Genomic DNA, 12,439 nt, shown 5'->3' with positions numbered 1-12,439 from the left:
TATGTCCATATTACCAATTGTAATTGCTCCTGATGAAAGACTAATCACACGTGCCAGTGAAGTAACAGATATAAACGATAAAATTAAAGAATTAGTAAATGACATGTTCGAAACTGTGTACGATGCAGAAGGTCTTGGCCTTGCTGCAGTGCAAGTGGGGGTGCTGAAGAGAGTTTTTGTTATGGACATTCAGCTAGAAACAATTGAAAATGAGCCAGCAGGATATGAATCAACTGGCAAATTTTGCATGATTAATCCAGAAATTACGGGATTATCCGATGAACAAGTGATTCTCAAAGAAGGGTGCCTTTCAATTCCAGAGCAAAGCTATGAAATTAAGCGTCCAAAATATTTGACTGTGAAATATAAGGATTTAAATAATGAGGAACAGACGCTAAAAGCTAGTGGTTGGCTTGCAAGGTGTATTCAGCATGAATTAGATCACTTAAACGGCATATTATATATTAGACATTTATCTAAGTTGAAGTATGATATGGCCATGAAAAAAGCACAAAAGGTTAAAAAGCATTATGAGCAATGAAGACCTAGAATTATTAAAATTCTACCATGAAGTGGGCGTTGATTGCACACTAACAGAGGATGAAGAGGAAAAAAAGTTGGAGAGCAAAGAGGGTGTGCAACCCTCTGTTATCCAAACTGGGACCCAGAAGAAAGATGCAGATACGCGCTGGAATGACACTAAAGATGGAAAAGACATGTTTCCAAGTGACTGGATAATTGAAGCAAGGAAACTTGCAAGTAAATGTAGTAGTGTGGATGAACTAAGAAGTGCAGTTGAATCATTTGAAGGTTGTGAGATAAAAAAAACTGCAGCTAATACTGTTTTTTCCGATGGTAATCCAAACGCAAAAATTATGCTCGTTGGTGAAGCTCCAGGGGCAAATGAAGACCTTCAAGGCATACCATTTTGTGGTGCAAGTGGAATGTTGCTCGATAAAATGTTAAATGCAATCAATCTTGATCGCACTAAGGTATACATAAGCAATACTGTATTTTGGCGCCCACCTGGCAATAGAAAGCCAACCGACCTAGAGCTTGATATGTGCAGACCATTTGTTGAGAAGCATGTTGCACTGGTTTCACCGCAAATTCTAATTTTGGTCGGGGGAATTGCGTGTTATAGCCTTCTTGACAGCACAAAAACTATATCGAATTTGCGTGGTAGATTTCATACGTACACTAACCAATATTTGTCCAATTCAATCACCACAGCCGCTATATTTCATCCAGCTTACCTACTTCGCCAACCGACACAAAAACGTTTAGCCTGGGAGGATTTGAAGAAGATTAGGGAGTATCTTGATAACACCAATAACTGCACAAATACCTAATAAAGTGGTAGACCTCTTGCATAGTTTTTTGCAGCATGTTAACAATCGTTAGAAACGAAAAACCTACTTGACAAACTCCGCCAGCCCCTTTATCATGATAATGAAGGTATTCAGTTATCTTCATCTGTGCAGATTAAACAGCAAGAAAACAACGTAGTTGGCGTCTTATTTTTAATTTTTTGCACTATGTGCACCTTATGTCTTCACAATACTTCTAGGTTTTTACCTATATAAGCTGAAACGCGCTTATAAGTCGTTTAAGACAGTATAGTACGCCAATTTGCAGGATTAGGGAGTGAACACTAATTACCACGGGGTTTCTTTTGCCTTTTTTTCTGCTTAGTAAATTTCTTAAACATTTTAGCTAAAGTTAGTTGCACTTAAAAGCAGCTAAATTGCAGCGTTTAAGACTTAAAACGCGAATTCTGGATTAATAGATGAGGTTAACCATGGAAGATATAACAAACTGTTTTGTTTGGTCGATGATTTTTGCAGAGATATAGAGAAAAATTTTGCAGGTAAACTACTGCCAAATGGTAAAAAACCCACAAGAACAACGGAAATTGAGCACTCCGAAATCATGACAATAATCCTGCTATATCAACAATCTCCGTGTAAAAATTTCAAAACTTTCTATCTACATTACCTAACGTTGCTCTACAAATCAGAGTTTCCAAAGTTGCCTTCATATACCAGGTTTGTTGCTCTAAAGCCTAGGGTTTTGTGGCATTTAGCAATGTTGTTGCATTGGCTTTGTGGACAGTCAGAAAACACTGGAATTTCATATATAGACACAACTCCCATTGCAGTTTGTCATGCAAAAAGAATATCCAAAACAAAGTTTTTGCTGGAATTGCAAAATTAAGCAAGAGTACTTACGGCTGGTTTTTTGGTTTCAAATTACATATGGTAATCAATGAAAATGGTGAAATTCATTCACTTACGCTAACAAAAGGCAATGTTGATGATAGGATACCTGTGCCAAATCTGACGGAAAAATTAACCGGCCTTTTGTTTGGTGACAAAGGTTATATGCAAAAGAGCTTTTTCAGAAGCTGTTTGACCGAGGTTTGAAACTTGTTACCAAGGTGAAAAAAGGTATGAAAAATGCATTGATTTCGCTAAATGAGAAGATTTTACTGAGAAAAAGGTCTATCATTGAGACTGTTTTTGGTTACCTAAAAAATAGACTAGAAATTGAACACACTCGCCATAGATCCCCTGTTAATTTTTTGGTTCATATCTTTTCTACTCTCATTTCCTATTCCATCAAATCCAAAAAGCCTTCTATTTCCTATACTTTCTTCCTTCCTTAATCCAGAATTCGCGTTTATGAAAGGCTAACTATAGTTAGGATTATAAGCAACCTATTGAAAATCTTGTTTTTTTGCAATCAATCTGATCAAATTTAAGAATAGTAATTTATTATTTATATTAATAAACTTAATTCTATTGAAAATAGCTAAAGCATTGAAATTCTTGAATTTTAGCCGGATTAGTGAGTGGTAGTGAAATTTCTTTTACTCAAATTTAGGTATTCACTGACCGTTCTTGTTATAAATACCAGAATAATAAGCTACTGATATTCTCCATCTTTTTTATCTTTAATCCATCATAGCTAGCGATGCAACAAAGCCATCCCAGTGTCAAGCACTGGGATGACAACGAAGGGCTACTTGGATGATAGGGAAGGGTGCTGGAATGAAGGTTTTTCAAATTGTCGGTAAACCTAAATCTATAATAACTATTTGCCTTTTTTCTAGGTTATGCAAGAAGTCTACTGAATAACAGTAAGATTTTTCAATCCTGTTCCACAGCAAATTTTAGTGCCATGTGAGTAGTTACAGTGCTGTTGACAATCAAAATGACAAAAACTAAGATGGTGATTAGTAGTGTATAAATATTCAAGGACAAATTTTCAAATTGAGTTAGCATTTTAAAATACACAAAGGTTGGCATTATCATTGGCAAAACAAGAATTTGCGATACTCCTGATGCTAAGTTGTTTCGACCAATCATCAATGCATTTCCAGTAGCTGAAATATTAATGATTATCAGCGTATTAAATAATAAAGATACTCCCACTGCTATTGAGTGTTCAATACTATTGCCTAGAATTGCAAAGCTGAATATGGAAGAAATTACTGAAATCGGTAACCCAAATAATAACCAGTGAGCGAAAATTTTATAAGCAACTATAAGCCTAGAAGAGAGTGGCTGTACAAAGATTTGCTCTAATATTCCATCATGATAATCAGATGTAAACAAATTATTTGTAGAGATCTGCAAAACAAATGTAGCACATATCCATGTTAATGTTAACATAACTTCTTGTTTATTGTTGTTTTCAAGTGTAAATGAAGATAAACTTAACATTATAATGAAAATACATACTATATAGGTAAGATTCTTATCATTTATTACTAATTTTTTTACTGGGCCGATCATACTAGACTTTTAAATGTTTATTATAAATTATAGTGTTTACTTTGAGGTAGTATAATTTTTTGTTCATAAGTTATATAGGTTTTATTATTTTTTTGATAATGCAATTATGGAGAAGTTACCAAAAATAAAGTCACCAGAAGATTACACTCCTTCAGAGGATGAAGAATATATGAGCGTAAAACAACTGGAATACTTCAGCTTAAAGTTACAATCAATACTCGCTGAATTGGAGAAACAAGAACTAGAAGAGAATAGTATTGATACATACTATTCTGATGGAGATAGTGGAAACGAGGAATTAATCAAGCGTCGAAAAGATAGAAAAGAAAAAATTAAGGAGGCGTTAGAAAAAATAAAATTAGGCACTTATGGTTACTGCGATGGAACAGGAGAAGAAATAGGAGTCGAAAGACTTAAAGCTAATCCGCTTGCTATATATTGTATTGAAGAGCAAGAGAGAGTAGAAAAAGAAAAGAACGTGTACAACATTAACGATTAATTTACACATAAGTGGTGAGCCATTGGACTTCTAACGCGAATTCTGGATTAAGGAAGGAAGAAAGTATAGGAAATAGAAGGCTTTTTGGATTTGATGGAATAGGAAATGAGAGTAGAAAAGATATGAACCAAAAAATTAACAGGGGATCTATGGCGAGTGTGTTCAATTTCTAGTCTATTTTTTAACGCGAATTCTGGATTAAAGGAGAATAGAAAAGGCAAGAAAACAGGGTAAACTCAGCAGTTATAAAAAAACAGATGAGGTTAACCATGGAAGATATAACAAACTGTTTTGTTTGGTCGATGATTTTTGCAGAGATATAGAGAAAAATTTTGCAGGTAAACTACTGCCAAATGGTAAAAAACCCACAAGAACAACGGAAATTGAGCACTCCGAAATCATGACAATAATCCTGCTATATCAACAATCTCCGTGTAAAAATTTCAAAACTTTCTATCTACATTACCTAACGTTGCTCTACAAATCAGAGTTTCCAAAGTTGCCTTCATATACCAGGTTTGTTGCTCTAAAGCCTAGGGTTTTGTGGCATTTAGCAATGTTGTTGCATTGGCTTTGTGGACAGTCAGAAAACACTGGAATTTCATATATAGACACAACTCCCATTGCAGTTTGTCATGCAAAAAGAATATCCAAAAACAAAGTTTTTGCTGGAATTGCAAAATTAAGCAAGAGTACTTACGGCTGGTTTTTTGGTTTCAAATTACATATGGTAATCAATGAAAATGGTGAAATTCATTCACTTACGCTAACAAAAGGCAATGTTGATGATAGGATACCTGTGCCAAATCTGACGGAAAAATTAACCGGCCTTTTGTTTGGTGACAAAGGTTATATTGCAAAAGAGCTTTTTCAGAAGCTGTTTGACCGAGGTTTGAAACTTGTTACCAAGGTGAAAAAAGGTATGAAAAATGCATTGATTTCGCTAAATGAGAAGATTTTACTGAGAAAAAGGCTATCATTGAGACTGTTTTTGGTTACCTAAAAAATAGACTAGAAATTGAACACACTCGCCATAGATCCCCTGTTAATTTTTTGGTTCATATCTTTTCTACTCTCATTTCCTATTCCATCAAATCCAAAAAGCCTTCTATTTCCTATACTTTCTTCCTTCCTTAATCCAGAATTCGCGTTTAAAGATAGCTATGCTGAGATCCCGCTAACACGTAGCGGGATGACGAGAAAGGAGTGGTGGTATGACGTAGTAGCTATTTCTTGCAATCGAGTTTCATCAAAAGTCAGATTGCAGAGTTAAATCTTCTACCCAAATAACCACACACTCTACTTGCTTGTTTGGATATATCTCTTGTACTAAGGTTTTATAGATCAACATCTGTTTTTTTATTTCATTTAATGAGGAAACAGAAACGTTACGGTGTGATTTATAGTCAATTATGATTGCTTTATCTTGCGTTATGCATAGCCTATCTAGTCGTACTAATACTGACTCGCCATCAATTGTTCCACTCAGTGTAATTTCTGACTTACCTTCCAAATCAAACAAATAGCCATATTTTTCATTAAAGGCTAATATTTTACTGTAAATTTCATCCTTATCTTCACTGGTGTTTATATTGTCAAGATATTTTCTGACCCAATTTTTTCTCCTTTCTTTTTCTATCTTGGGCATATACTGCAATATGCTGTGGATTATTAAGCCCCTTGTATAACTGTCTTTCGTTTCAGCGCTACTTTCTGTCATTCCAGTACCCCTATTTGTCATCCCAGTGCGTGACACTGGGATCCAGGCTTCTTTTTCTCTGGATTCAAGCATCAAGTGCTGGAATGACACCGAAGAGTGAGTAGCTGATGCTGGTTCTCCTTCTTTTTTACTGGATTCAAGTGTCAAGCACTGGAATGACATTGATAGGTTTGGCGGAAGGGAAATGACTGGAACGTCAAAATAATCACGTTTTTTATAAATGTAAGGGTAGCTTGCATTCACGCATAATACTTCAACTTTTTCTTTAAATATTAGCCGTAAACTCCTTTGTTTCTTTTCATATGGTTCTCCATACTTAGTGATTAGATCATACCAAGAGCCCTTTTGTACTGGCTCTTTACTTAAGATGTATAACTCATCTTCAGCACGTGTGAGTGCTACGTATAATAAGCGCAAATATTCATTATAATCCTCTAGTTTTTTCTCTCTTTTTACTTGATCGCAATAAGCGTTGTTGTTTTTTCCACACCAAAATGGCACTTCTGTTCCATCAAAGATAATGCTTTCACTGTTTCTTGGCACTGTGTTTGTATCAACCAAAAATACTATGGGAGCTTGCAGACCTTTTGATTTATGAATTGTCATTATTCGCACAGCATTGCGTTCTGATTGCATATCATTCTTAATCTCCGGGTTATTCTCCTTGATCCACTGAACAAACGCTTGAAGAGATGGGTTCTCAAATTGCAACACAAGGTTCATAAATTCGTCTAGAACCTCGAAGCACTCAAGACCTAGCCTTGCAGCAAATTTCTTCTTACCTGTACGCAATATATGTGTAAATAGTGCAAGAGGAGACTCTATGCGAGATAAGTTAATGAGATAGTTTAATTCACTATAGATAACCACAGAATAATCGTGAATTCTTTCCCATAGTGAATGCTCTTTACGATCATATGCAATGTTAAATAAATCATCCTCGGTAAAATTGAATAACGGTGATTTTAAAGCATTTGCAAGAGCTAAATCATTTGCCTGGAGGAGTAAAAATTCGGCCAAAGCTATTAAGTCCTGCACGGCTATATAGTCCATAATTCTAAAATAATCCCGGCCTACAACTGGCACGTTTGCTTTTTTAAGTTCGCTTATTATGTAATCAACTAATACGTTTCGTTGTCGTACCAGAACCATAATGTCTCTTGGCTCTATATGGCGATCTTTAGCGACTAAAATTCGCCCTTCATTTAACCAGTTGTGAATTTTGTGGGCTATTGCCTGAGCAAGTAATCGGTCTGCTATTATATAATTTTTCCTGCATGTCAGAGGAATTTGTAAAGCTTGCTGTTCTTTCTCTTTGTGCCTTGGTAAGGCTGGCCAAATTTCAATATATCCTTGGTCATTTTCTCTATGTGGAACATGTTTTATTTCATTATCATTAAAAGATATTTCTGTGCGGAAGTTATTAAATATTCTATCTACAAGCATCAAAACTTCTGGAGTTGAACGAAATGACTTTTCAAGTTGGCATGATATCCAATCTCTACCACCAGTTTTCGTATGAAAGTATTGTTGCATATAGTTGAATAGATGGGGATTTGCTCCTTGAAATCTGTATATGGATTGTTTTACGTCACCAACTACAAATAAGGTTCGCTTTTCATCATTACCGGCAAAAAATTCATCGCAGAGATTTGTTATAATTTTCCACTGGCTGATGCTATTGTCTTGTGCCTCGTCAACAAGGATGTGATCTATTTTTTGATCCAAGTTAAACAATATCCAATCTTTATAGTTTGGATTGCTGAGAAGATTTGTTGCTAAGCCAATTATATCATTGTAGTCAAGCAGTGCATTTTTTGATTTTTTGCTACTGTATAGATCAACATATACTTTAAATATACCAAGTAAGCTACTGGTTCTCTTGAATATTTGATAAGAGTTCGTGTCTCTTATATGAGTAAACACTACATTCTGAACGCTCTCTATTATTTGCTCTGCATCTCTGAATTTCTCCAAAATACTTTTTGTTGCAATGGATGATATGCTCTTTTTTTCGTGCGATTCTGATTTGAGAAATACCTTGGCTAGACTTTCTATATCCTCCTTATTGGTGCTATTACACCAATCATAAAGTATTTCACTGTAACTCTGATCTCTTTTACTGCCTTCACTTAATATCTCGGCTAATTTTTTTATGTGCTCAGTCGTTCCACTCTGTAAATCATGAATCTCACCCGGAGCGTTGAGTTTATCTTTGATATATTCCGAATCATTTGCTGACGCAAATCTTTTTACACATAAAGTATAAAGCAAATCGCGTAATTTATTTTCATCAATTTCAGTTGCAATGAAGTTTATACTATCTTGCACAGCCTCATTATGAAGCACTTTATTGAATATGATGGAATGTAATTCTTTACATTCACTCAGTGTACAATTTGGGGCAATGCCAGCTTCTATGGGAAAGTTGGAAATTAATTTGTAACAGAAAGCGTGTATGGTTTGTATAGTTAGACCAAGATTTTCCAGTTCAGAGAAAAGCCTTCTTGCTCTTGTTAAATAACGATCAAGTGCTTCATTTTTTCTGGATCCCTCCGTTATCCCAGCACTCTCCTTTGTCATCCCAGTGCTTGACACTGGGATCCATTCTTCCTTTTTTCTGGATTCCAGCGTCACGCGCTGGAATGACACCGATTCCTCACTTAAATGCAAGAGGTCTAGTTGTTCCAGATCCATTATTAATTCACTTTCTGAGCATATTGCCCACTTACTGAGTATGCTGTGAATGCGATTTTCCATCTCATTTGCTGCAGCATTGGTGAATGTTAAGCAAAGAATATTTCTTTTGTTTTCTAATAAAAGTCTCAATACTCTGTCTATTAAGATTTTTGTTTTGCCTGTACCAGCGGACGCATTTACCCATACAGAGAAATTGGGATTTATGGCATTTGATCTCATCAGAAGTGCGAAAACCTTATATAAAGTTGACTAAAATAGCATTATACATATAATGTAAAAATAGTGTTAGTGAAGATATATAATGAAAAGTTTTTGTGTAAAGGCGCCTGCAAAAATCAATCTTTTTTTGCATGTTGTAAATAAGAAGGAAACAGGATATCACTTGATTGAGGGTTTGTTTGTCTTTGCTAATCTCTCTAATTTTTTGGAAATAAAAGTAGGTGAGAAGGATTCTAGATACGATAACTCTACAGTTGAATTTATAAACTCCGAGTCTAGAATAAATAACCAGTATAACACTGTAATGAAAGCGGTTAATCTGCTGCTTAGACATGCTCCTGTACGCACTAAAGTCACTGTAAGGGTTGTAAAAAACATACCAATTGCTGCAGGACTTGGTAGTGGGTCCTCAGATGCTGGAGCTGTGGTACGTACGCTAGGGAAGCTGTGGGAGATTGATAGGACGATTTTAAATGAAATAGCCTTAAACGTTGGTGCTGATGTTCCAGCAAGTGTAGATAGCAAGCCTGTTTTTGTTAGAGGTATTGGCGAAGAATTGTGCTATGTTCAAAAATTTTCCTTACCCACAAATGTGGTGCTTGTGAAACCGAAAAAAAAGTTTTTGAGTACACCAGAGGTATTTTCCAAACATGAAGGAGAATTTTCTGAGCCAATTAAATGGAGCGATGACGCTGAAAAGGATTTGTTGAAGCTTCTTAAAGAGACGAGAAACGATCTTCAAGAAATAGCAATAAGCCTTGTACCTGAAATTAAGGATGTGATATCAACACTTAAGTCACAAGAAGGCTCTATACTTTCTCGCATGTCAGGCAGTGGTGTATCATGCTTTGGAATATTCGATAGTGAGGAAAATGCAAAAGCTGCTGCAGCTAATATCAGAAAAAAGCAACCAGAATGGTGGGTATGTGACACTCAATTAATAGTTTGACTTTATGGATATAACTCCCTTAATTTCCGAGAATAAAAATCTTATAAATGGTTACAGGGAAGGAAAATTTTTGGTGAATAATAGAGAATATTGCGGCTCAATTATAGTTTTTCCTGAAAAGGTGATTAAATTGAAAGAAAGTGATATAAATAGCAAGGAACATTTTAAATCTTTTTTAACAGAGGAAATAGAAATTTTGATAATAGGTACTGGTAAAACACGCAATATACTAAGTTCTTCAGTGAAGTCCTATCTTATGGAACAAAAAGGTTTAAATTTTGAATTTATGACAACCGGTGCAGCATGCAGAACCCATAACATTTTGATATTCGAAGATAGATTTGTTGTCAGTTATCTAATAGCCATATAGCATGCTTGAAATGTTTACCCAGGACTTTTTCATCAACAGTCTAGTTGCAGTAGTCGTAATTAGCCTAGTAACAGGCGCTTTAGGATCGTTTATGATATGGCAAAGGTTATCTTATCTTGGTGATAGTTTGTCCCATTCTTCGTTACTTGGTGTTGCACTTGCTTTGATTTTTAAGATTAGCCCATCGCTTAGCATAATGCTCATTGCAATTACATTTGCTATACTACTTTCTCTTAATTTTAACAGATTATATTCTGCTGATACGATATTGAACATTGTTACCAATGTAGTTTTATCATCGAGTTTAATACTTATGTCTTTTCTTCCATCGGGCAATAATAGTATTATTAGCTCACTGTTTGGTGATATATTAACGCTCGATCAAAGTGATATAGTATTGATTTTTTTAACCTCTGTAATAGTTACTTTGATATTAATATTTAGATGGCGTTATTGGTTAATGATTTCAATTAATCAAGATTTAGCAGTAGTTGAGAAGATTAATGTTAATTTTGTTAGACTAGAATTTTTAATCACTCTTGCTATATTTATAGCAATTGCTGCCCAATTAATAGGAATATTACTCATTGCTGCATTTTTGCTAATACCAGCAGCATCTGCAAGGCTCATTTCGAAAACTCCAATGCAGATGATTATTGTTGCAACAGTTTTTTCTGTGATTTCTGGGATATCGGGTCTGATGTTATCTGCAAGTTTTGATTTGTTAACTGGACCTGCAATTATACTTGTTGCAGCTGTATATTTAATTATCGCTTATTTTATAAGGCTAGTATTAAGCAGGTTGGCTTAATTTTAATCTCGAATGTTAATAATTTTGTAATATACTCATTATAAAACATCACTATCTTAGCACAAAATAGTCTTTGCTATATTATTGTTTATGTGCTAATGGTAAGGTGTTAATTTTATGGAGTAAGCAATATGAGCGAAGAAGGATTTTTTTCCAAATATATATCTCAACCTGTGAAAAAATTTTATAATTATATTACAGGAAAAACAGAAGAGTCGGATAATGTGCAGAGTACGGCAGATGATGTGCACAATATTGCGCAAGAAAACTCAGAGTCTTTGGATGCTCATGTACAGTCAAATGAGAATGATATCATATAGATGGCATGAGGGTCACACCATCCAAAGTTAAAAAATTCCTAGAGAAACCTGATGCTTTAAGTGGTGTGTTAATTCATGGAAGTGATAACAGTAGGGTTGGTTTTTATGTACAAGAAATAATTGCTAATTTGGATGAGTATTCAGTTCAGGTGATGGATTTTGCAATAGTGAATAAGTCACCCGGTTTACTGTTTTCTGAATTGGCAAACATTTCGATGTTTACCAGCAAAAAATTAATTAAGCTGATAAATGTGAGTGGAGGTATATCCAAAGAGTTAAAAAACGTATTGGATTATAACGCAAGTGGTCATTATGTAATGATGGTAGCAAGTGATCTTCCATATAATTCTGCGACTAAAAGTTATATGGAGAGTTCAAAAATTTTTGGTGTAATTGCTTGCTATAAAGACAGCAACAGCAATCTTTGTGACATTATATCAAGTTACTTAAAACAAAATGATATAAAATGCACAAATGAGATAATCTACCATTTGCAATCTTACTTTAACCATAGAAAGCTGCCTATATGTTCAGAACTTGAGAAGTTAGTTTTGTATCTAGGGGAGAGAAAAGACCTAAAACTTACTGATATAGAATTATGCTTTTCAACTTCTGGTAACGACTATGCTACACTTGATGATCTATGCTCTGCCATAGCAAGTAAAGATATGTCGCGCTTCATTAGAATTTCTGATGCATTGATATCGCAAGAAAATTTTTCACCGATAGCGCTAATTCGCATTATATCAAATTATTTCCTACGCCTTGAAAACGTTTTGCTGTCAGTGCAAGGTGGAATGAGTGAGCAGGCTGCGATTGATCAGCTAAGCCCTCCATTGTTTTTTAAACAATTGCAGAGCTTTAAATCTCATTTGAAAAGTTTGCAACTTTCAGAACTTAAGAAGATCTTGGAAAAATTGATAAGCTTGGAAGTTACCTGTAAAAAAACTGATTTAGATCATAAAATGATTTTTCAACATGAGATTTGTCATATTACAAATACAATTACTTGCTATAGCTAACAAAAATAAGGTGTAATCAGACTGCATTC

Annotated in this window: 11 protein-coding genes and 3 pseudogenes; 11 read left to right on the top strand and 3 right to left on the bottom strand. The window is 34.8% G+C overall.

All coding sequences use genetic code 11. The features are described 5' to 3' along the window. Position 1: 1 nt before the first annotated feature. The 3 genes and pseudogenes from def (at position 2) to AAGD95_RS00365 (ending at position 2,668) form a co-directional block, all read left to right on the top strand. Entirely contained in the window at positions 2 to 541 is a 540-nt protein-coding gene (gene def / locus AAGD95_RS00375) for a peptide deformylase (protein WP_341818541.1), read from the top strand. Further along, positions 531 to 1,352, top strand: coding sequence for a uracil-DNA glycosylase (locus AAGD95_RS00370; RefSeq protein WP_341818540.1), 822 nt, complete (start codon positions 531 to 533; stop codon positions 1,350 to 1,352). The genes def and AAGD95_RS00370 overlap by 11 nt, the downstream gene beginning before the upstream one ends. Before the next feature lie 433 nt (positions 1,353 to 1,785). Continuing rightward, a pseudogene (locus AAGD95_RS00365) lies at positions 1,786 to 2,668 on the top strand (IS982 family transposase). Between the two features lie 484 nt (positions 2,669 to 3,152). On the opposite strand, the gene AAGD95_RS00360 reads toward AAGD95_RS00365, so the two are convergent. Then, positions 3,153 to 3,800 carry a heme exporter protein CcmB gene (locus AAGD95_RS00360; protein ID WP_341818539.1) on the bottom strand — a complete coding sequence of 216 codons (648 nt, stop codon included), beginning with the start codon at positions 3,798 to 3,800 and terminating at the stop codon, positions 3,153 to 3,155. A 106-nt stretch (positions 3,801 to 3,906) separates the two neighbouring features. On the opposite strand from AAGD95_RS00360, the gene AAGD95_RS00355 reads away from it, so the two are divergent. Then, a complete protein-coding gene (locus AAGD95_RS00355) occupies positions 3,907 to 4,299 on the top strand; it encodes a TraR/DksA family transcriptional regulator (RefSeq protein WP_064124828.1) in 393 nt (130 codons plus the stop codon). Positions 4,300 to 4,346: 47 nt separating this feature from the next. Here AAGD95_RS00355 and AAGD95_RS00350 read toward each other — a convergent pair. Next, positions 4,347 to 4,487, bottom strand: a pseudogene (locus tag AAGD95_RS00350) (IS982 family transposase); the annotation flags it as partial. 98 nt (positions 4,488 to 4,585) lie between these two features. Between AAGD95_RS00350 and AAGD95_RS00345 the strand changes: the two are divergent. Both AAGD95_RS00345 and AAGD95_RS00340 read left to right on the top strand, forming a co-directional pair. After that, positions 4,586 to 5,436: pseudogene (locus tag AAGD95_RS00345) on the top strand (IS982 family transposase). Continuing rightward, on the top strand, positions 5,318 to 5,572 hold the full coding sequence (locus AAGD95_RS00340) for a hypothetical protein (RefSeq protein ID WP_341818889.1): 255 nt from the start codon (positions 5,318 to 5,320) through the stop codon (positions 5,570 to 5,572). The pseudogene AAGD95_RS00345 and the gene AAGD95_RS00340 overlap by 119 nt, the downstream one beginning before the upstream one ends. Here the strand turns inward: AAGD95_RS00340 and AAGD95_RS00335 are convergent. Next, the gene (locus AAGD95_RS00335; protein ID WP_341818538.1) at positions 5,549 to 8,938 is read right to left on the bottom strand and encodes a UvrD-helicase domain-containing protein; all 3,390 of its coding nucleotides are present in this window, start codon (positions 8,936 to 8,938) and stop codon (positions 5,549 to 5,551) included. The two genes, AAGD95_RS00340 and AAGD95_RS00335, sit on opposite strands and share 24 nt — an antisense overlap. Before the next feature lie 82 nt (positions 8,939 to 9,020). On the opposite strand from AAGD95_RS00335, the gene AAGD95_RS00330 reads away from it, so the two are divergent. The 5 genes from AAGD95_RS00330 (at position 9,021) to holA (ending at position 12,410) form a co-directional block, all read left to right on the top strand. Further along, positions 9,021 to 9,887 carry a 4-(cytidine 5'-diphospho)-2-C-methyl-D-erythritol kinase gene (locus tag AAGD95_RS00330; RefSeq protein ID WP_341818537.1) on the top strand — a complete coding sequence of 289 codons (867 nt, stop codon included), beginning with the start codon at positions 9,021 to 9,023 and terminating at the stop codon, positions 9,885 to 9,887. Positions 9,888 to 9,891: 4 nt separating this feature from the next. Continuing rightward, a complete protein-coding gene (locus tag AAGD95_RS00325; protein ID WP_341818536.1) occupies positions 9,892 to 10,257 on the top strand; it encodes an Mth938-like domain-containing protein in 366 nt (121 codons plus the stop codon). A gap of 1 nt (position 10,258) precedes the next feature. Continuing rightward, complete coding sequence (locus AAGD95_RS00320) at positions 10,259 to 11,068, top strand: metal ABC transporter permease (RefSeq protein WP_265025544.1); 810 nt, start codon at positions 10,259 to 10,261, stop codon at positions 11,066 to 11,068. Positions 11,069 to 11,199: 131 nt separating this feature from the next. After that, on the top strand, positions 11,200 to 11,388 hold the full coding sequence (locus tag AAGD95_RS00315) for a hypothetical protein (RefSeq protein ID WP_265025545.1): 189 nt from the start codon (positions 11,200 to 11,202) through the stop codon (positions 11,386 to 11,388). Between the two features lie 5 nt (positions 11,389 to 11,393). Beyond that, on the top strand, positions 11,394 to 12,410 hold the full coding sequence (gene holA, locus AAGD95_RS00310; RefSeq protein ID WP_341818535.1) for a DNA polymerase III subunit delta: 1,017 nt from the start codon (positions 11,394 to 11,396) through the stop codon (positions 12,408 to 12,410). Positions 12,411 to 12,439: the final 29 nt, after the last annotated feature.

It is taken from the genome of Wolbachia endosymbiont (group B) of Ennomos erosarius, from assembly GCF_964026905.1.
In the GTDB taxonomy this organism is placed as follows: domain Bacteria; phylum Pseudomonadota; class Alphaproteobacteria; order Rickettsiales; family Anaplasmataceae; genus Wolbachia.
This window is presented reverse-complemented; position numbering and strand designations above follow the sequence as displayed.